Genomic DNA, 20,478 nt, shown 5'->3' on the forward strand with positions numbered 1-20,478 from the left:
CTTGCAATGTTGTGGTGGTCATCGGACATTATTCTCATCTCTGATGAGCAGGTACGAAATCAAATATTCCTTGGGAACGAAGAGATTACGACCGATTTTTAAGAAATCGATCCTTCCTTCCCTGACGAGCTTATAACCCGTCTTGCTGCTTACATCGCATGCCTTGCTCATTTGGGGAATGCTCATTACATCAGGATACTTTTTCAGCATGCGCTCGTAGAATGCTTTTGACTTTTTTCTGTACATTTTTTTATCCTCCAATCATTTGTTCAACATCTGCCATCGCAAATGCGATTGGCTTCGAAAGACTGCCGCTGACATCTTGACCGTATCATGGGCAAGTTGCTTCGTGCAATGTTGTGGAGGTTCAAATGGACGGCTGTTCATTTCCGACTCTGAGATACGATATGATGTGTGCTTTTGGGATTCGATAGTTACGCCCAATTTTGATATAGGTCACGTCACCGTTTTTCAGGAGCTTATAACCCGTCTTGGTGCTGACACCAAGGATTTCACACATTTGATCAATATTCATCACGTCGGGATAATCTTTGAGCATGAGGCTATAGGCGTCTTTACTGGATAAAGTTGTGCTCATGCAAAAACCTCCCTTCATTTAATAAGAAACAGCCGCACCTGAATTAATCGTTCCGCAAAATAGTGCGAGATTTTTCAAGGTGCGGCTGCTGTATTTGATTCTGGTTCTTTGGATAGACTGGACAAGCGCTGGCATACGCTCTCATAGGACTTTCACCTCCCTCCATTCTGATGGCGGGCCGTACTCATTGCCTGCGACGGTTTGATCACGCTCGGACTGTGACTATACGGAAGTATCATTATCTGATGCACAAGGTCATGGCCAGCCGATCTGCCAAGATCGACCTGCAGCAAGGGTATTTGTCGCTCTCTTCGTGAAACGAAGGTCATTGCGTACCTGTTGCCTGGCTTGTCCTTCCGGCTCATGCACCAAAGGTATCCGGTTCTCCTATATGAAGTTGTCAAAGATCGATTTTATGAGAAGATAAAAGTCCCTCTCATAAGCCATGAGATTTGAAGGTCATTTATAAACCCTATTCCTCAAAATTTTTCAATTCTTTTTCTAAAGTCTTTAATCCATGGCTAATGGACTTGCAGACAGCCATAACACTGACGCCTTCTGCTTGAGCAATCTCAGTCTTGGTCATATCCAGAAAGTAGTAAGCATAGATTCGTTTGGCCTGGATATCCGGCAGCTTGGCAATGGCAGCATGCAGCTCCTGCTTCGTCATCTTCCGTTCATAGATCTCATAGGGTGACATGGAAACAAAAATTGCTTCATGCTCGATCCCGTCATCCCGATCCAGCGAGTAGTGGGCTTTGTTCCAGTAGACTTTTCTCTGGTAATTCTGCTCTTTGAGTTTGGATTCTTCGAAGATCTCAGCGATTTCATCATCGACCATGACAAAACAGTCATTCTCATAAAACGGGTATACTTCCCGCAGATTAATCTTTTTCATTTTCATTCTCCTTCTCGTTGTTGGCTTGTTAGCGGCAAACAAGAAGGAGGCGGCGGGCTGCGGCATCTCGGTGAGGCAAGACAGCCAGCTCTATTCTTTTGGCTGTAAATAAACATGACAGGCTCCTTTTGGCGGGGAGCCTGTCATTGGTGATGCACTGCCAAAAAGCTGATTAGTGAATAAAAAAGGCCGGATGATCCTCTCAATTGAGTAATCATCCGGCGGTGGTAGCTCAGTGAATCGGCTCCGGTGCTCGGTATCGATTGATATTCAGTTGTTCACTATCTGTTTGTGCGGTGGTCGCTACTTCAACAAGTGCGCCGGTGCTCCATAATCAGATAATGAGTTCATCCCTGGTCAGCGACGACTGGAATGGTTGCGACTTTTCCACACATCTCGCATTTGATGGTGACAATGCCTACGCTGTCTGTGGTGACATCGAAAAGTCGTTTCCCGCAGTGGGGACAATTGATGGCTTTGTAGAATTCATCAAAGGTATTTTTCTCTGCTCCCAGAACGATTTCGCTGGTCCTCAGACAGTCTGACTTGTAGGGGCAGACCTTGGTGTTGCTGCATTTGATCAGGATCTTCAGTTTTGAGCCTTCGATGGTGTCAAAGAGTCTTCTTTCTCGATTGCATTTGATCTGGACGTTTCTCATTGAGTATCCCTCCTGTACTAGGCGTACATGATGCCGGGCATGATGACCTCATGACTGCTGTCTCCAGATGTTTTCATACTGCCTAACAGGGAGGCTGAATAGATCGACCATTTCCCAAAGCGTCCTCGTATGGTCTCGATGGTATCATCCAGTTTTTCCAGCCTGGCCCGTCTGGCAGCATCATCAAAGAGCATCAGCTGCTGTGGCATGAATTTGGGTTCGAGGTTGATGGCGCGAACAGTTACTGCCCGCACAAATGTATGCCAGTCGTAGTTATTTTCAAACAGATACCGTGCCGCTGAGGCGATCTCCATGGGGCTTTGGGTCGCCATGGGCAGCTGCATCTGATATTGACGATAAAACAGGGTATTGTCTTTCACAGTGATTTGGACGCCATTGGCCTTCATGTCATGGACCCGAAGCCGATGGCTGATGTCCTGGGTCAGGTGGAGCATGACTTTCCAAACCTCATCATTGGTTTCCAGGTCCGAGATGCAGGTCGTGCCATGTCCAATGGATTTCACCGGTGAATGGAAGTCATTTTTCATCACACGTGACTGATCCTCGCCGTTAGCAAAGAACCAGAGCATCTCTCCGTTCTTGCCCAAGGTGCTTTTCAAAAAGTCTCGCGGAGCTCTGGCCAGCTCTCCAATGGTTCGGATGCCGTAGCGGGCAAGCTTCTTGTCCGTTGCTCGTCCTACATAGAAGAGATCAGAAACCGGCAGCGGCCAGACCTTGTCTTGATAGTCACAGCGATTGATGACCGTGATGGCGTCCGGCTTCTTCATGTCGCTGCCAAGCTTAGCGAAGATCTTGTTATAGGACACGCCGATACTGACGGTAAGACCTAACTCCTCTCGGGTTGTGCGCCGGATCTCCTCCGCGATGGAGAGAGCACTTCCACAGACGCCTAGACTGCCGGTCACGTCCAGCCAGCATTCATCCATGCCATAGGGCTCAACCTGATCCGTATAGCGCTGATAGATCTCCCTGGTAAGCTTTGAGTATTTCAGATACTGCTCGTACTGCGGAGGCACCATGATGAGATCTGGACATTTCTGCCTGGCTTCCCAGTTGACCATGCCCGTCTTGATGCCTGCTTTCTTGGCTTTTTCGGATTTGGCCAGGACGATGCCATGGCGGTCCTCTGTTGAACCGCAGACTGCGATGGCTTTATCTCGCAGTGTTGGATTCAGCATGATTTCTACGGATGCATAAAAGCTATTCAAGTCACTATGCAGAATTGCGCGGTCCTTACTCATAAAAAGCCACTCCTTCCAAGGGTTTCTATAACTTTTTCGTTGACAGATGAAGTTTGTGAAGGTATAATGAAGTTAACTTCATCTTGTAGCTCAATATTAACAGGACAATGAAGAATAGTCAATACAAAAATGAAGTTGTTGAAGTTATATTCATTACAGGAGGCAAGGAAATGAAAACTTTCTCAGAGAAGATCAAAGAAGCTCGGGAGGAACTGAAGCTCAATCAGCAGCAACTGGGTGAGCTTGTCGGCGTTTCAAAACGTTCCATTGCTGCATATGAAACGACGGACACTAAGCCTCGTGGAAATATCGCCAGAAAGCTGGCTGCGGCCCTTCAGGTATCCGTAGACTTTCTGCTCAATGATGAGATCACAGACCCAAAATACGGCATAGAAAAAGCTCCCTACATTGAGGAAGCTCGGGAACGGCTTGGACCAAAGGCAGCCAAAGAGATGGATGTTCTCCTTGAGCAGAATGTGGCCTTGTTTGCTGGCGGAGCCCTGGATCAGGAAGCCAAGGATGCTTTTTTTGAAGCTGTCATGAAGGCTTATCTGAAGTGTAAGGAAGAAGCCCGGAAAACCTATGGCCGAAAAAAGGAAAAGGATTAAAATTTCCTCGTTCTTTGTTTTCAACCAGTTGACCATTTTATCGTTCACTGTCCGTATTTTTGTACCGACACTTTGATTTAATGATAGTGAGGGATTGTTAGCGGGATGAGTATTTGATTTTATATCATTTGAAGGTGATTACATGTCGATAGAGATAATTTGCCGGGAAGTATCCCGCATAATGCGAAAATATGATGAGCCAGATCCTTGGAAGCTGGCTGAAGCCATGGGGATCATCGTTCAAGTAATGCCGCTTGGCAGTACAGAGAAATCGTGTAAAGGGTTCTTTCTGCGACAATCAAGGAAAAAGCACATCACCATCAACAGCGACCTGCCGGAGCCAATTCAACGGATTATCCTGGCCCATGAAATCGGTCATGCTGTCCTTCATCATGAAGCAGCAAAGATGAAGGCTTTCCACGATTTTGCATTGTATGATACATCCTCCCAGATGGAGTATGAAGCCAATCTGTTCGCTGCGGAATACCTGCTGGAAGATGACGAGGTCACAGAACTACTCAGTGAGGACACCTTCTTCTTCTCTGTTGCCAAGGAATTGGAAGTACCTCCTGAATTACTTGACTTCAAATTTCGGATTCTCAAGCGAAAAGGCTGGCTGATCGAATCTCCGATCCAGTCCAACAGCAATTTCCTTAAACACCTTTCGGATCGGGGTGAGGACACGTGACTTCACAGGCTAAAGTCTATGTTGCCGTTATTGCTTCCTTCTCCGAAGACGGAAATCTTTTCCCAAGACGCCTCCGCTGGGAAGATGGCCGTGAGTATTCCATCGAAAAGGTCCTGGATGTTCGTCCAGCAGCAGCACTGAAAGCTGGAGGGCAAGGTGACAGGTTTACAGTCCAAATCAATGGTCATCAGAGTTATCTTTTCTTTGAGCGAAGTCCAAATATCAGCGGGACAAACCTTGGGAAATGGTTTGTGGAACGAAAATAAGCAATTTCATCATAATTGATATCGCCGACAGACCGACATCTGATCGGCTTTTTTATTATAAAAGTACTTCTTACTATACTATTATTACGATTTCGCAAACTTATTATTGCTATGTCAAAGAAGGTTGGTTATAATTAACATATGTATGAATTTGTGATATTAATCCTAATAGAGGTGAAGGGCAATGATTATTAGCTATAAAAAACTTTGGAAGCTCTTAATAGACCGAGATTTAAAGAAAAAAGACCTTAGACAGATGGCCGGCATCAGTCCTTCAACCATCGCAAAACTTGGACGCAACGAGAACATAAACACCGAGGTTCTAGTGAAAATTTGCACTTCTCTGAAATGCGATTTGCATGAAATAATGGAACTGATTTCTGAAGAAAAGGAGGTCTGAGCTGATGGCACGACTTGAAGAAATAACTGTCGGCTCTGGCGTAAAGGGCATTGCAGGGAATGAAGCTGTTACAGTGGTTGCTGTAAAATGGCATGGCACCAATGCAATGACAGTAACCTTTAGAAACTCTGGTGGTAATGTAGCAGAACAGATCCTCTATCGAGAAGACGAAGAGAAAATACATGTCGCGGACGATAGTCTGCCTTGGAGTTTCGATGCAGATGCGAATTTACTTCGACTTACATCAGAGGCCTACCGGATTCATCTTGCGCACTTATTTGACCCATATCTAGCAGTACATACATCTACAATAGAACCTTTGCCTCACCAGATTTCTGCAGTGTATCAGGAAATGCTTTCGCGATTACCCCTTCGTTATATTCTTGCAGACGATCCTGGGGCCGGAAAAACAATAATGACAGGACTTTTTCTTAAAGAACTTCTTATCCGAGGTGATTTAAAACGTTGCATGATTGTTTCACCTGGTAATTTGGCAGAACAATGGCAAGATGAACTATATCGGAAATTCAATCTTCGATTTGAAATCTTGACAAATGATCGTATAGAGTCAGCGATTACTGGTAATGTTTTTGCTGAGATGAACCTTTGTATTGTCCGTCTGGATAAGTTGGCACGCAACGAGCAAATTCAAGACAAACTTCGAATCACTGATTGGGATTTGATAGTTTGTGATGAGGCCCATAAGATGTCAGCAACTGTATGGGGTGGTGAAGTAAAATATACAAAAAGATTTCAACTTGGCCGACTTTTATCTTCGATCACAAGACACTTCTTGTTATTAACTGCTACTCCTCACAATGGCAAGGAAGAGGACTTTCAATTATTCATGTCCTTAATAGACCAGGACAGATTTGAGGGTGTAGCTCGAAGTGGCAGTCAGGCTGTGGATGTATCAGATGTAATGCGGAGGCTCGTCAAAGAAGATTTATTAAAGTTTGATGGTACCCCTCTGTTTCCTGAACGGAGAGCATACACAGTAAATTATGATTTATCCCCAGGAGAGGCCTCTTTATACTCTGCTGTAACAACTTATGTGCAGGAGGAATTTAATAGAGCGGATCAACTGAATAATGAGCGAAAAAACACTGTAGGATTCGCTCTAACAATTTTGCAACGTAGACTTGCTTCGTCACCAGAGGCAATTTTTCAGTCATTAAAGCGTAGGCGGGAAAGACTAGAGAGCCGGCTTGCTGAAGAACGTTTGGGGAAGCGCGCTGCTGAGTATACTGTCCCCGATTATGATGATTACGATGATGATGATATGCCATCTGCAGAATTGGAAGATACTGAAGAAAAGGTTGTTGATCAAGCCACTGCTGCGCAGACTATAGCAGAACTTGAATCGGAAATTGCAACCCTTAAAAAATTAGAAAGAATGGCTAATGATGTAAGACAAAGTGGTGAAGACCGGAAATGGGATGAACTCTCTCAACTTCTGCAGGACAATGGAAATATGTTTGGCTCTGATGGTATGCGTGAAAAATTAATCATCTTCACTGAACACAGAGATACGCTGCGTTATCTTACGGATAAAATAAGATCTCTTCTTGGAAGTGAAGAATCTGTTGTTAATATACACGGAAGCATGCTTCGTGATGATCGTCGTAAAGTAGAAGAGCTATTCAAACAAGATAAAGAAGTTAGAATCCTTATTGCAACAGATGCTGCTGGTGAAGGAATAAACTTACAGCGTGCTCATCTAATGGTAAATTATGATCTTCCATGGAATCCCAATAGACTTGAACAACGATTTGGACGAATTCACAGAATTGGACAAACTGAAGTTTGCCACCTTTGGAACCTTGTATCTCAAGAAACCCGTGAAGGTATGGTTTTTCAGAGACTTTTTGAAAAACTAGATCAGGAACGTGAATCTCTCAAGGGAAAAGTGTTTGATGTTCTTGGCAAACTTACTTTCAACAATAAGTCGCTGCGAGATCTCCTTATTGAGGCAGTTCGTTATAACAACCAAGAGGATGTAAGACGACGTCTATACGAGGTAGTAGACCATTCATTGGATCGCCAAACTCTGGAACGACTCTTAAATGAACACGCGTTGACTGAAGATACAATGGATGTTAATCAAGTCATGGCAATTCGTGAAGACATGGAGCGAATGGAGGCTCATAAGCTTCAACCGCACTTCGTTGAGTCATTTTTCATGGAAGCTTTTCAGAGTCTTGGAGGCAAAATCAGGCCACGTGAAAAAGGACGATATGAAATTACTACCGTGCCCTTTGCTGTCAGAAGTCGTGATATGCAGATAGGCTTTGGAGAACCAGTGCTAAGCCGATATGAACGCATATGTTTCGATAAAACATTTTCTAATGTCCAGGGACAGGCCCAAGCTGCCTTGATTGCGCCAGGCCATCCACTTTTAGAAGCGACTATTGACCTCATTCGAGAAAGGAATACAGATGTTTTAAAACAGGGATCTATTTTCATTGACGATTCAGACGATGGAATTGATCCGCGACTCTTATTCTACATTGAGGATTCAGTTCAAGATGGTGTTGTATTAGCCAGTGGAAGCAAGCGTATTATTTCAAAGCATATTCACTTTGTTGAGATGAAAGAGGATGGTACGACAATCAACGCTGGATATGCACCCTATCTAGACTATCGCGCCGCTGATAATGAAGAACAGACAGCTGTTCGAACCTTTTTATATGATCAGCAATGGCTTAAAACCGACGTGGAAGATATAGCAATTGGTTATGCCATTTCAGAAATTATTCCTTTCCACGTAAAAGATGTTCGAGAGCGAAAGATAAAGCTTATTGAAAAAACATCTAAAGCTGTAAAAGAACGCCTTACTGCCGAGATTCAATATTGGGATTTTCGAAGTGCAGATTTAAAGATGAAAGAAGCTACGGGGAAAACAAACGCAAAACAAAACTCTCAAATGGCAGCCCGACGTGCAGAAGATTTAGAAGCTCGCATGCAAAAACGTCTTGCTGAACTTGAAAAAGAGAAGCGCATTTCTGCTATGCCACCAGTGATTGTGGGAGGGGCAATTGTTATACCCCGTGGACTCATTAACCATCTAAATGGTAAAACAGGCCTATTCTCGGCTGATGCAGCGGCAAGACGTGAGATCGAGCTTGCAGCCATGAGAGCTGTTATGGATATTGAATCATCTTTAGGATTCATTCCACGAGATGTAAGTTCTGCAAAAGTTGGCTATGATGTTGAGTCTCAAATTCCACACACACTTCGGATGCCAAATGAATCGAGACTTCGCTTTATTGAAGTTAAAGGCAGAGTTAAAGGAGCAACCACTGTAACTGTAAGTAAAAATGAGATTCTTACAGCATTCAACAAACCAGATGAATATATTTTGGCAATTGTTGAAGTAGATGGTTCAACCACTAAGACAATCTACTTGAGAAAACCATTCCGTGAACGTCCTGATTTTGCTTCAACAAGTGTAAATTATGACATCATGAGTCTTGTTAGTAGATCTGAAATTATGTTAGAGAGAGGTTAAGGATATGGAATATAAAAAGAAACTTATTGAGGTAGCTCTACCACTTGAAGCAATTAATGATGGATGTGCCCAAGAAAAGAATCCGTTTCTGAAAGGACATCCACGTAGTACTCACTTGTGGTGGGCACGAAGACCACTTGCTGCTGCACGAGCTGTTATTTTCTCGCAAATGGTTGATGACCCGTCCTCACATCCAGAGAGGTTCCCTACTCAAGCCGAGCAGGAAATAGAACGTTCTAGATTATTTGGTATCATTGAAAAACTGGTAAAGTGGGAAAATATTAATGACAAGGAATTATTAGCTTCTGCCCATGAGGAGATTCTAAATAGTTGGCACAATACTTGCGAAGAAAATAATAATAAAGACTCTGATTTGTTTAATCCCCATGAATTGCCAGCTTTGCACGATCCTTTTGCGGGTGGAGGGGCAATACCACTTGAATCTCAAAGATTAGGTCTAGATGCGTATGCAAGTGACTTAAATCCGGTTTCTGTCATAATAAACAAGGCTATGATTGAGATACCGCCGAAATTTGCTGAGCAACAGCCTGTGAACCCTGACTCATCTCTAATTGCAGGTTTTTGGACTGATGCAGCAGGGCTCGCAGAAGATGTACGCTACTATGGTGAATGGATTAAACAAGAAGCTGTTAAGCGAATAGGTCATTTATATCCAAAAGTGAAAGATGAATACGGGGTTAAGCATCCTGTCATTGCTTGGATATGGGCGCGCACTGTAAAATGCCCAAATCCCGCTTGTGGATGCGAAATGCCGCTTGCTAGCAGTTTTGAATTATCCAGAAAGAAAGGCAAGGAAGTGTATATACAGCCTGTTATTAATGGGAAAAAGATAAGTTATGAAATAGGGTATGGGAAAAATGCGCCTAAATCCCCCAAAATAGCTCGAGGAGCAAAATTTAAGTGTATTTGCTGTGGGGAGGCAACAACACCCGATTATATTAAAGCTGAAGCGAAGGCAGCCCGTATGAGTACTAAGCTCATGGCAATTGTTGCTGAGAGTAAAAATGGAAGGCGCTACTTTAGTCCTAATGAAGCACACATAGATGCGGCGAAGGTTGATAAACCCCAAGAGTATCCTACACAAGAATTGGCGAACGATCCTCGGAATATTTGGTGTCCTTCTTATGGGTTAGATACATTCGATAAATTGTTTACAAACAGACAACTTGTAGCTCTATCTACGTTTAGCGAACTCATCTCTGAAGCTCGCTCTGAAATAATAAAGAATGGTGGAAGCGAAGAATATGCAAAGGCAATTAGTGTTTATCTTGCTTGCGGTGTGAGTCAAATAAGCAGATATTCTTGTACATTATGTGGATGGAATAAAACTAATGAAAATGTCGCTCAAGCATTTGGGCGACAAGCAATTCCAATGGTGTGGGATTTTGCTGAGGCAAATACTCTAGAGGGTTCTCTTAACATTACTTCGACAATCGAGTGGCCTGCATCTGTTATTAAGGCGTATGGCAGAATGGGTTTTTCACAACAAGCAGATGCTCAACAGCAAACAATAACAAAAGGAAAAGTTGTGTCTACGGATCCGCCTTATTACGATAATATAAGTTATGCTGACTTGTCAGACTTTTTTTATGTTTGGTTACGACGATCGTTGAAAACAATCTACCCTGACCTGTTCGCAACATTGGTTGTTCCGAAGGCTGAGGAACTAATTGCCACACCATATAGACACGAAGGTAAAGTAGCAGCGGAAGAGTTCTTTCTTAATGGGATGACAATGGCGATGCAAAATCTTGCTGAACAAATACACCCAGCATTTCCAACTACGATCTACTATGCATTCAAACAATCCGATACTGAAGATGAAAAAGGAATTTCAAGCACAGGTTGGGAAACCTTCCTTGAAGCTGTTTTAAAAGCGGGATTTACTCTTACAGGTACTTGGCCAGTGCGAACAGAACGTACAAAAGGACTTAAAGGCGAAGTCAACGCACTGGCTTCCTCAATTGTCCTCGTTTGTCGAAAGCGGTCAATAGAAGCACCTGTTTCTACTCGACGCGATTTTATAAACACATTAAAACGAGAACTAAAACCTGCTCTGGAGAAGTTACAAGCGAGTAATATTGCTCCGGTGGACTTGGCACAGTCTGCAATCGGTCCTGGTATGGGCGTATTTTCAAGGTTCAAAAAAGTGCTTGAGGCCGACGGTACATCTATGAGTGTTCGTTCTGCTCTTCAACTTATCAATCAGGAACTAGACGTATATTTTACCGAGCAGGACGGAGAACTTGATCGCGATAGCCGCTTTTGTGTTGATCTATATTCGCAGTATGCTTTCAATGATATGAAGTTTGGAGAAGCTGATGTATTAGCTAGAGCCAAGAATACGTCTGTTGAGAAGCTTGTATCTAGATTTATTCTATACGCACAAAAGGGCGTAGTGAAATTGCTTACACGTGAAGAAATTCCAGAAAAAATAGAATTAAAGGAAAGAAATATTTGGCTTCTTACCCAACAAATGACGAAAGCTTTAGAAAAAGATGGAGTTTCTGGTGTAGCGAAAATTGTCGCTGACATATTTACATCAGAGCCAGAACACGCGAAAGCCCTGGCTTATCGTCTCTATCAAATTGCAGAGCGAAAGGGCTGGGCTGGTGAAGCGTATGCTTACAATTCACTGGTTATAGCATGGCCAGATATTCAAATGAAAGCGGCTGAATTGCAGTCACAACTAAAAAATACTGAGCAAGTCAGTTTATTTGATATTGAATCTAAAAATTAAAGGGAGGTCATAGCAATGGATAACAATCACACGCAAGTATCTCAGAGTTTTCGAATTCTTTTAGGGGCACTTACTCCCTATATCGCTCGGGAACTGGGAAATGAGTATGGTGAAAACTGGTGGACCAACGGAGTAATAAATGTACTTCGTGATGATCAAAAGCGTGATCTTCCTCTTTCTGGGGAATGGGCAAAATTAGTAGATTCACTTGATATAGCTCGATCTCTATTGCTTTTTGACTTGCATTGGAACCTGGTTTTCAGGAAGAAATTATCCATCGATCATCGTACTTGGGCGAAAGAACTTGTTGGAGTTCGCAATAGATTAGCCCATTTAGGTGGAGAAGACTTCACAGATGACGATACTTGGCGTGCTTTAGATACCATGTCACGTCTTGTTGAACAAATTGATTCGGAAAGCGCAGAAGAAATTAGAGGTATTTTACGGACATTACGTTATGGATCAGCTAGCGGTTCAACCACAGTCAAAGAAACTACCTATTCTTCTTTAGTGAGTTCAAAACAGAAAAATATTGGGATACTGAGCACTACGCCTATGAGTGGCCTTCCAAGTTGGCGAGACATTATCGAACCACATCCTGACGTGGCCCAGGGGCGGTATAAGAACGCAGAATTTGCAGCCGATCTTGCCCAAGTAGCGCGGGGTGAAGGGGCTTATGAGTATCGCGATCCTGTGGAATTTTTCGCCCGTACATATGTTACTGAAGGAATGGCAGGTTTATTAGAACAATCACTTCGTCGCGTTACTGGCAAAGACGGAGAACCAGTTGTTCAACTAAAGACAGCATTTGGTGGTGGTAAAACACATAGTATGCTTGCACTTTACCACATGATGCGTGGAAGAGTTTCAATTGATAAAATTCCGAACATCAAGCAAGTATTAAAGAGTGCTGAAGTTACGTCGTTACCAAAAGCTAATGTAGCAGTTTTAGTTGGAACTGCCCTAGATCCGACCAAAAGTAAGCGACCAAATAACATGCCTGGGATTACTATCAATACGCTCTGGGGTGAAATGGCAGCACAATTAGCTGAATCAGCAGGAAATACAAGCCTTTACGACTATGTAAAAGAAGCAGACAAAAAAGGAGTTTCACCAGGTTCCGAAGCATTAAAAAATCTATTTGACGCTGCAGCTCCTTGCCTAATATTAATGGATGAGCTTGTTGCCTATGCGAAAAAGATTTATGGCGTTAGTGGGCTTCCAGCTGGCACATTTGATAACTTTATTTCCTTCATACAGGAAGTAACAGAAGCTGCAAGGGCAAGTAAAAATAGCTTGGTAGTTGCATCAATACCTGAATCAGATATTGAAATCGGTGGAGAGGCAGGCAAAATAGCACTAGAAACAATTGAACATACCTTTGGACGTATGGAATCCATATGGAAACCAGTTGCTGCCAATGAAGGATTTGAAGTTGTTCGTCGGAGGCTCTTTCTTGATTGTAAGAATCCTGATGGACGGGATCTTGTTTGTTCAAAATTCAGCCAAATGTACAATGAAAATCAGAGCGATTTCCCGCTGGAAGCTCGTGAAGTAGAGTACAAGGATCGAATGATTTCATGCTATCCCATACATCCGGAAATTTTTGATAGGTTGTATGAGGACTGGGCAACTTTGGAGCGATTCCAGCGAACACGAGGGGTCCTTCGGTTAATGGCAGCTGTAATACATGAACTATGGATGGGCAATGATGCGAGTTTAATGATTATGCCTGGATCCATTCCACTTGATGTTCCAAATGTGCGTGATGAATTGACACGTCATCTTTCCGAAGGTTGGAATGCGCTGGTTGATCGTGAAGTAGATGGCAAAAACTCAATCCCGTATCAGAAGGATCAATCAAATCCAAGATATGGCGGGAAGCTGGCAGCAAGACGTGTTGCTAGAACAGTTATGATCGGTAGCGCACCCACTGCGCGTAGTCAAAATGTTAGAGGAATAGAAGCATCACGAATTCGTCTGGGTGTTATTCAACCAGGAGAGAATATTGCGAATTTCAACGATGCGTTAAGTACGCTAACTTCATCACTTGCATATTTATATACAAATCCTTCCGGAGATCGTTTTTGGTATGATACTCGACCAACATTAAGAAAGACTGTCGAGGATCGAGCAACTCAGATATCTGCTTCGGACGTGGAATATGAAATTGAAACTCGGTTGCGTTCACTCAGAAAAGAACAGCCTTTTGCAGGTATTCACATATGTCCGTCATCCTCTCTTGACGTGCCAGATGAACAGTCAGCTCGACTTGTTATTTTGCGTCCAACGGATGAGTACAGGGCATCAATCCAAAACAATAGTGCAATGACAGCAGTAATAGACATCTTGAACAATCGTGGAAATAGTCCACGAATTTATAGAAATATGCTTGCATTTATTGCACCAGATCAAGACATGATGACATCGCTAAAACAAGCGGTGCGCATTTATCTTGCATGGAAATCCATAAAAGATGATAGCGAAGATCTTAATCTTGATGCTGCCCAGAATAGAGAAACTGAAAACAACCTACGCAGAAGTATTGAAACGGTAGACGCTAGAGTTAAAGAAGCATACTGCTGGCTGCTTGTTCCCTATATCGATAAAAATGTTGACATGAAAACCATTGTTTGGGATACAATTCGAATCAGTGGTGGAACCGATAGTATAATTTCAAAAGCTGCAAAAAAGATGCTGCAAAACGAAGCAATTATTACCCAGTGGGCTCCTGCTCTCCTTCTAATGGAATTAGATAATGTGTTGTGGCGTGATTCAGACAATATACCTGTAAAGAAACTTTGGGAATACCTTTGCACGTATTGTTACCTTCCTCGTTTAGCGAACGAGAAGATCTTAGAAGATGTGATTCGAACAGGAGTGAATTCTCCAGAATATTTTGCTTTCGCATCTGGATTTGACGGCTCTCGATACATCGATCTGAAATACAATCAATATTTAGGAATCATTGAGCGCTCCGGTTATCTTTTAAAGATTAGTGTTGCACAAGCCCAGTTAGATGAAGACGCTGCTAGAAGGCAGCCTGACGGAAGACAAACTACAGGCGGTAATGAAATTCCTACGAGTGGCGGTGGCGAAAATGATACGCAGAAACTTTATCCACTTCCTGAGGATGGTAGTTCTGGGGGAACAACAACTGTACAGGATCCGACTGCAATAGAGAATCCTAAGAACAAACATTTCTATCTGTCAGCACAGCTTGACACTACTAGAATTGGTCGAGATGTCCAAAGACTTGTAGAAGAAGTAATAAATCATTTGACCTCAGTTGATGGAACAACAGTTGAAATATCCCTCGAAGTAAATGTAAAAGCTCCGGAAGGGATGTCTCCTCAAGTTGTTCGAACAGTTTCTGAGAACTGTCGGACGCTGAAAGTAAGTTCGTTTGGATTTGATGACTAATAGGTTTTGCAGAATGGTAATTTGAATCACATAGACATATGGAAACAAATCTCTTGGTTTAAAGAGATGAAATATGAACGGTGATGAGAGATAAGTCAAAAAAAAGGATCTGATTTTTGGATATGGAGTGATAATTGATGATTAATATTCCTATAACATTTCACTCAGATGAAAAAGGATATTTTGATAGAGAGTGTCCAAATAATAATTGCTTATATACATTTAAAGTTTATATGCGAGATTGGGAAGAAAAAATAATAGATGAAGTTCACTGTCCTATGTGTGGTCACATTGATATAACAGATAATTGGTGGACCCAAGAACAATTAAAACATATGGAAAAAATTGCAGCTAATTGGGCAATGTCCTACATCCAAGGTGAACTTGACAAGAGCTTCAAAAAACTCGAAAGAGGTACTAAACAAAATAAATTCATCAAACTGACTTACAAACCTGGCCGGCGAATTACATTTACAAACAACCCTTTAGGACAATCACCAGAATGGGAACGAGATATTGAATGCCCAAAATGCAATATGCGTTATAGTGTAATTGGTTCGGCGTACTTCTGCCCTAACTGCGGACTCAATAATTTGGAAGAGACATTTGATGACGCTCTCGATTCAATTGCTAAAATGATTGAATCACTTCCTGAAATGGAGTCTTTCTTAATAGAAACTCAAGGCAGAGATAAAGCTAAAACAATTTGTAGGTCAATGTTAGAGAGTAGCCTTAGCGATATTGTTTCTACATTCCAAAAATTTGCTGAGTTAAGGTATCGGGCTATATCACCAAAAACTATTCGAGTTAATGATTTTCAAATTGTAGATAAGGGAAGCCACTTGTTTGAAGAAGCAACAGGAGCTAGCTACAGTGATTGGATTTCTGAGACTGATCTGTTTTTTATGAATCTTATGTTTCAACGCCGTCATGTAATGGTTCACAACGGTGGATTGGTTGATGACCAATACATTCAAAAATCCTTAGATACAAGCTATGCTATTGGTCAAAGATTAGTCATTCGAGAGGATGATGTAATTAAACTAATTCGAGTGATAGAAACGCTAGCTAAAGGAATCAGATCACTTTAGATTTGTAATCAACTAATAACGGCAAGCAATGCAAGTGTTTATACACTTGCCAATTTTGGGAAACCCAAACCCAAATTTGAATCGTGCCTGCTCCAATAAAAAACTGCTATAACAATGAAAGGACGGGTACTTCATAATGGCGGAAAATTTGAAACTATTGACAATAAACCAGCTACTTGGAGAAAGTTTTTACATCGCAGATTATCAACGAGGTTACCGCTGGATAAACCAGCAGGTCGTTGACCTGCTAAATGACATTTGGACTTTCGCTAAAATGCCAATCTCCCGAATTAAGGAAAACGAATTTTATTGCTTGCAGCCCGTAGTTGTTAAGCGGAAAAACTGGCTCAGGGATGATGAAAATATAACAGGGTGGGAAGTAGTCGATGGTCAGCAGAGACTTACAACTATTCACATCATCTTGAACTATTTGACTCGAGAACATATTAATAAGAACAGTCTCGCAGAAGCTTATGGGCGAGAACTGTTTACAATTCAATACCAAACTCGGCTGGGCAGTGAATCGTTTCTAAATAATATTTCAGATGATTTTTCCAATATAGATTATTACCACATTTCGCAAGCATATCAGTCAGTTAAACATTGGTTTACTGATAATCCTGTGGTTAAAGATTGGAACGATCGTGGACTATTTCTTAGCACAATTCTCGGAAAATCTGATGATAGAAGATCCGTTCAGGTTATATGGTATGAGGCAAATTCGGAAATAAATAGTCGGGAACTATTTACTCGATTAAATATTGGGAAAATTCCATTGACTAATGCTGAGCTAATTAAAGCGCTATTCTTATCATCATCATCATTTCAACATTTGCCTTCGTCAGACAGAGAAAAATTGAAAACTGAAATATCAATTTTATGGGATGAAATTGAACTACGCATGTCGAATGATGATTACTGGTCATTTATTACCAATCGGAAACAAACGGAATATGCGAATAAAATTGAGTTATTGTTTGACATCATTGCAGGAAAGAAAAATAGAAATACAGACCCACTTCATACCTTTTTATATTTTAGTAATCTAATTAAAGAGAATCCTTCGGCTCTCAAAGAAACTTGGGATCTCATACGTTTGTACGATCAAACACTTAATGAATGGTTCAATAACCGAAACCTATATCATAAAATTGGCTACCTGATTGCATACGGCAAAGAATTGGGTGGGTTGCTAACGGACTCCTTACTTAAAAGGAAAGATGAGTTTGAAGATTATTTAAATAGCTTGATAAGATCCCATGTCAATTTTGATCTTGAAAAATTGAACTATGATCCAAACAAGGCTCAGCAGAACAAAAATATTGAGAAAGTACTTCTTCTTTTTAATATTGAATCCATTGGCTCAAGTCAGAATCTTACTGAACGCTATCCCTTCAAGTATCATAAAGAACTAGCTTGGAGCCTCGAACACATACACGCACAAAACTCGGAGTCACTTGATAGAACTAAGAAAGATCTCTGGAAAAAATGGTTGATTTATCATGAAACTCTCATGCAGGACTTGGTTGAACAAACGGTTGATTCCAACCAATCAGAACAATTATCAAAATTGATTTCTGAGATAGTTCAACTTAAAGAAAATGAGGAAAGGTTAACATGGGAGAGATTTGTTAACCTATCCGAACGTATTATTGACCGCTTCAGCGAAAATGAAAACAGGTCGATGGATGAAATGCACGGGTTGGGGAATCTTGCTTTACTCGGGCAATCCGACAATTCTGCTTTAAATAATTCAGTTTTTGAGGTAAAGCGTCGCGAAATTATCAAGTTCGATAAACACGGAAGGTACATTCCAATTTGTACAAGGCGCGTCTTTCTCCGTTACTACAGTCCAACAATTGCTCAAGAGCATTCATATATCTGGGGATCAGATGATCGCAAAGCATATTTCGCCGAGATTCAATCCGTTCTTTCAAATTATTTACCAAAAAAGGAACCTAAAGAGGTGTCGCAATGATTATGAGTTTTTGGAAGCTATTAGCTGATAATCGCATTATCATCCCAATACTGCAACGTGATTATGTACAGGGTCGAACTACCGGAAAAGCACCAATCGTTCGGGAGAATTTACTCAATGCAATCTTCACAGCATTAGACCCAGAAAAAGCAGGGCTCGAGCTAGACTTCATTTATGGTTATACCGAGAACTTCGACGAGTCTTTAAAAACCATGAAAAAGACATTCTTCCCCCTTGATGGACAACAGAGACTGACAACTCTTTTTCTCCTGCACTGGTTTATTGCAGTTCATGAAGACTGTCTTGATGAGCAAGTTATACTCCAATTAGCAAAATTCTCTTACCATACTCGACCAGGCTCTAGAGACTTCTGTGGAAAACTTGCGGCTTTTAAACCTGATAATTTACATACATCAATTAGGGAAACAATTATCAATCAACCCTGGTTCTTTGCAGCATGGACGCACGATCCAACCATAGCATCCATGCTAACGATGCTTGATGATATTCAGAAAAAGACAAAACAATTTTCTGTTCAAAATATTTGGCCAGTTTTAATTTCTGATCAAGCGCCAATAACATTCCATGTCCTTCATATGGATGAGCTTGGTTTACCGGATGACTTATATATAAAGATGAATTCTAGAGGTAAGGCTTTAACAGAATTTGAATATTTCAAAGCACGCTTCTCTGAACAAATATCTCCAGAAAAAGGAAAGTATTTCAATGAGAAAGTTGACCAGGCGTGGTCTGATTTATTCTGGGATCGAATCAAACACCAGAAATCTCCGGATATTGCACAACGTGTAGATGAATCTATGATGAGATTCATTCGTTATATCACTGATATGTTAGTTGCCAAGGGGCAGATGAGTATAGACAGATCCAAAGATACTCTATCGCGATACGGAATCGTCTATCATGAGCATCATGCATCCGATTTCCTATTCAAAGTACTTGATGATTTTTATGAGATGTATAAGTTTGAACCGGAGTATTTCTCGAAATACTTTTACATTAATGATAATGATTACTCACTTGGCCGAACGAAGCTTTTTTTTGAGAAACAGTCACCAGACTTATTCCAGAAATGTGCAGAACGCTATTATCCAACGGGAACAATCAACCCATTCTCTTTAAGTGATCAGTTGCTTCTATATGGATGCATTATACACAGGACAAAAAAAACCAAAGATTTTGAGGTTCGTATAAGGCAACTAAGGAACTTGCTTTATAATTCAGTAGACACAATACGTGCTGAATATCTGCACTCACTAATCAGTTCTGTTGAGAGTATTATCCAGGATGGGCAACTTGATGGTCATGCGAATCTAAATACCACACAAATTGAAGATGAGAAACGAAAGGCAATATTTCTAGGACAATTTCCTCATCTCCGTGAGCCATTAGAACGAATAGAGGATCACCAGCTATTGCAGGGATGTCTTGCTATTATTCAACTAACTCCTGATTTGGCAGCTGTATCTGCGGAATTTATCCGGTTTTTTCATAATTCAGAAGAATATGATCTGTACAGCTGTGCACTGATATCAAGAGGTGATTATTCACAACAATATGGTACCAGAAGGCGATTTGGAAACAGGTACTGGACTGTCTGGCGTGAGCTATTCACACCAAGTCGAAGAAAATCTGACTACGACAAAACACAGAAGGTTCTAGCTGATTTGCTGAATATGCTAATAAAGGACCCGAATCTTACTGCAACAAAGTTACTACAAAGTTGGCAGGCCCAGTTTGAAACAAGTCCGAATAAAGAAAAGGATTGGCGATATTACTACATCAAATATGCTGATTTCCGAAAGAATGAAAAGGGATTTTACCACTGGCCAGATACTGCCAAACTATATGAGTCAACAATGATTTTAAGTATTGAAACAAGCGGCAAGAATTGGGATCCCTTTCTCTATACAATAAAAAATAGATTGGGTCATCAAGTGACAATAGGTAATTATAGCAGTCCCTTGATTATCAGCAATGGATTGGCTACGATGCGCCTTTTCAACAAAAATGAGGGCTTTCAGTTCGAAGCTGTTGATAGTGATAGTCAGATGTTCCTTGTAAATGCCGTTGAGAATGGATATATCAATGACCAGTTCATGTGCCCTATCCAGCAATCAGAAGCTGGCCTCGATATTGAAGATCGGGTACAAGTTGGAATAGAGCTATTCAAAAAAATAAGCGAAATTGAATTCTAATCGGACTTATACTATTAGGCGGGTCGCGAGAAGTAATTCCTTGATTTATCTTACGTAATGGCGAGTCAAACAGATTTGTTGCTATTTAAATAGCAACTGTTTAGAAATATATGCAACTA

At 41.4% G+C, this 20,478-nt stretch carries 16 protein-coding genes and 1 pseudogene; 11 read left to right on the top strand and 6 right to left on the bottom strand.

Annotated elements, in window-relative coordinates; genetic code table 11:
• Nucleotides 1-18 precede the first annotated feature (18 nt).
• The 5 genes from RTX25_RS03580 to dinB all read right to left on the bottom strand — a co-directional run bounded on the left by RTX25_RS03580 (nucleotide 19) and on the right by dinB (nucleotide 3,417).
• The gene (locus tag RTX25_RS03580) at nucleotides 19-246 is read right to left on the bottom strand and encodes a helix-turn-helix domain-containing protein (protein ID WP_312650600.1); all 228 of its coding nucleotides are present in this window, start codon (nucleotides 244-246) and stop codon (nucleotides 19-21) included.
• Between the two features lie 121 nt (nucleotides 247-367).
• The gene (locus RTX25_RS03585) at nucleotides 368-598 is read right to left on the bottom strand and encodes a helix-turn-helix domain-containing protein (protein ID WP_312650601.1); all 231 of its coding nucleotides are present in this window, start codon (nucleotides 596-598) and stop codon (nucleotides 368-370) included.
• 472 nt (nucleotides 599-1,070) lie between these two features.
• Complete coding sequence (locus RTX25_RS03590) at nucleotides 1,071-1,496, bottom strand: sigma factor-like helix-turn-helix DNA-binding protein (RefSeq protein ID WP_312650603.1); 426 nt, start codon at nucleotides 1,494-1,496, stop codon at nucleotides 1,071-1,073.
• A gap of 347 nt (nucleotides 1,497-1,843) precedes the next feature.
• Complete coding sequence (locus tag RTX25_RS03595; RefSeq protein ID WP_312650605.1) at nucleotides 1,844-2,155, bottom strand: hypothetical protein; 312 nt, start codon at nucleotides 2,153-2,155, stop codon at nucleotides 1,844-1,846.
• 17 nt (nucleotides 2,156-2,172) lie between these two features.
• On the bottom strand, nucleotides 2,173-3,417 hold the full coding sequence (gene dinB / locus RTX25_RS03600) for a DNA polymerase IV (RefSeq protein WP_312650607.1): 1,245 nt from the start codon (nucleotides 3,415-3,417) through the stop codon (nucleotides 2,173-2,175).
• A 170-nt stretch (nucleotides 3,418-3,587) separates the two neighbouring features.
• Between dinB and RTX25_RS03605 the strand changes: the two genes are divergently transcribed.
• From RTX25_RS03605 to RTX25_RS14575, 7 genes and pseudogenes are all read left to right on the top strand, one after another.
• Nucleotides 3,588-4,025 (top strand): helix-turn-helix transcriptional regulator, encoded by a 438-nt coding sequence (locus RTX25_RS03605; protein WP_312650610.1) that lies wholly within the window; start codon nucleotides 3,588-3,590, stop codon nucleotides 4,023-4,025.
• Between the two features lie 181 nt (nucleotides 4,026-4,206).
• The gene (locus tag RTX25_RS03610; protein ID WP_312650613.1) at nucleotides 4,207-4,713 is read left to right on the top strand and encodes an ImmA/IrrE family metallo-endopeptidase; all 507 of its coding nucleotides are present in this window, start codon (nucleotides 4,207-4,209) and stop codon (nucleotides 4,711-4,713) included.
• Nucleotides 4,710-4,979, top strand: a complete 270-nt coding sequence (locus RTX25_RS03615; RefSeq protein ID WP_312650615.1) for a hypothetical protein — start codon at nucleotides 4,710-4,712, stop codon at nucleotides 4,977-4,979. The genes RTX25_RS03610 and RTX25_RS03615 overlap by 4 nt, the downstream gene beginning before the upstream one ends.
• A gap of 184 nt (nucleotides 4,980-5,163) precedes the next feature.
• Complete coding sequence (locus tag RTX25_RS03620; protein ID WP_312650618.1) at nucleotides 5,164-5,379, top strand: helix-turn-helix transcriptional regulator; 216 nt, start codon at nucleotides 5,164-5,166, stop codon at nucleotides 5,377-5,379.
• Nucleotides 5,380-5,383: 4 nt separating this feature from the next.
• Nucleotides 5,384-8,890: a helicase-related protein gene (locus RTX25_RS03625; RefSeq protein ID WP_312650621.1), complete on the top strand. Its 3,507-nt coding sequence runs from the start codon at nucleotides 5,384-5,386 to the stop codon at nucleotides 8,888-8,890.
• A gap of 4 nt (nucleotides 8,891-8,894) precedes the next feature.
• The gene (locus tag RTX25_RS03630) at nucleotides 8,895-11,651 is read left to right on the top strand and encodes a DUF1156 domain-containing protein (protein ID WP_312650623.1); all 2,757 of its coding nucleotides are present in this window, start codon (nucleotides 8,895-8,897) and stop codon (nucleotides 11,649-11,651) included.
• Nucleotides 11,652-11,666: 15 nt separating this feature from the next.
• Nucleotides 11,667-12,002, top strand: a pseudogene (locus RTX25_RS14575) (Swt1 family HEPN domain-containing protein); the annotation flags it as partial.
• On the opposite strand, the gene RTX25_RS14580 reads toward RTX25_RS14575, so the two are convergent.
• Nucleotides 12,001-12,075 (bottom strand): LCI fold-containing protein, encoded by a 75-nt coding sequence (locus tag RTX25_RS14580; protein ID WP_397428513.1) that lies wholly within the window; start codon nucleotides 12,073-12,075, stop codon nucleotides 12,001-12,003. The pseudogene RTX25_RS14575 and the gene RTX25_RS14580 overlap by 2 nt on opposite strands.
• A 428-nt stretch (nucleotides 12,076-12,503) precedes the next feature.
• Between RTX25_RS14580 and RTX25_RS03635 the strand changes: the two genes are divergently transcribed.
• The 4 genes from RTX25_RS03635 (at nucleotide 12,504) to RTX25_RS03650 (ending at nucleotide 20,359) form a co-directional block, all read left to right on the top strand.
• The gene (locus RTX25_RS03635) at nucleotides 12,504-15,074 is read left to right on the top strand and encodes an ATP-binding protein (RefSeq protein WP_397428514.1); all 2,571 of its coding nucleotides are present in this window, start codon (nucleotides 12,504-12,506) and stop codon (nucleotides 15,072-15,074) included.
• Between the two features lie 134 nt (nucleotides 15,075-15,208).
• Entirely contained in the window at nucleotides 15,209-16,165 is a 957-nt protein-coding gene (locus RTX25_RS03640) for a hypothetical protein (RefSeq protein WP_312650628.1), read from the top strand.
• A 136-nt stretch (nucleotides 16,166-16,301) separates the two neighbouring features.
• Entirely contained in the window at nucleotides 16,302-18,143 is a 1,842-nt protein-coding gene (locus RTX25_RS03645) for a DUF262 domain-containing protein (protein WP_312650630.1), read from the top strand.
• Nucleotides 18,140-20,359, top strand: coding sequence for a DUF262 domain-containing protein (locus RTX25_RS03650; protein ID WP_312650632.1), 2,220 nt, complete (start codon nucleotides 18,140-18,142; stop codon nucleotides 20,357-20,359). The genes RTX25_RS03645 and RTX25_RS03650 overlap by 4 nt, the downstream gene beginning before the upstream one ends.
• Nucleotides 20,360-20,478 lie beyond the last annotated feature (119 nt).

Source organism: Proteiniclasticum sp., from assembly GCF_032054185.1.
Lineage (GTDB): Bacteria > Bacillota > Clostridia > Clostridiales > Clostridiaceae > Proteiniclasticum.

Coding starts and splice junctions, on each gene's coding strand:
- RTX25_RS03610 (WP_312650613.1), top strand. CDS start 4,207: ATGCGAAAATATGATGAGCCAGATCCTTGGAAGCTGGCTGAAGCCATG.
- dinB (WP_312650607.1), bottom strand. CDS start 3,417: ATGAGTAAGGACCGCGCAATTCTGCATAGTGACTTGAATAGCTTTTAT.
- RTX25_RS03580 (WP_312650600.1), bottom strand. CDS start 246: ATGTACAGAAAAAAGTCAAAAGCATTCTACGAGCGCATGCTGAAAAAG.
- RTX25_RS03590 (WP_312650603.1), bottom strand. CDS start 1,496: ATGAAAAAGATTAATCTGCGGGAAGTATACCCGTTTTATGAGAATGAC.
- RTX25_RS03595 (WP_312650605.1), bottom strand. CDS start 2,155: ATGAGAAACGTCCAGATCAAATGCAATCGAGAAAGAAGACTCTTTGAC.
- RTX25_RS03630 (WP_312650623.1), top strand. CDS start 8,895: ATGGAATATAAAAAGAAACTTATTGAGGTAGCTCTACCACTTGAAGCA.
- RTX25_RS03650 (WP_312650632.1), top strand. CDS start 18,140: ATGATTATGAGTTTTTGGAAGCTATTAGCTGATAATCGCATTATCATC.
- RTX25_RS03625 (WP_312650621.1), top strand. CDS start 5,384: ATGGCACGACTTGAAGAAATAACTGTCGGCTCTGGCGTAAAGGGCATT.
- RTX25_RS03635 (WP_397428514.1), top strand. CDS start 12,504: ATGCGTGGAAGAGTTTCAATTGATAAAATTCCGAACATCAAGCAAGTA.
- RTX25_RS03605 (WP_312650610.1), top strand. CDS start 3,588: ATGAAAACTTTCTCAGAGAAGATCAAAGAAGCTCGGGAGGAACTGAAG.
- RTX25_RS03645 (WP_312650630.1), top strand. CDS start 16,302: ATGGCGGAAAATTTGAAACTATTGACAATAAACCAGCTACTTGGAGAA.
- RTX25_RS03620 (WP_312650618.1), top strand. CDS start 5,164: ATGATTATTAGCTATAAAAAACTTTGGAAGCTCTTAATAGACCGAGAT.
- RTX25_RS03585 (WP_312650601.1), bottom strand. CDS start 598: ATGAGCACAACTTTATCCAGTAAAGACGCCTATAGCCTCATGCTCAAA.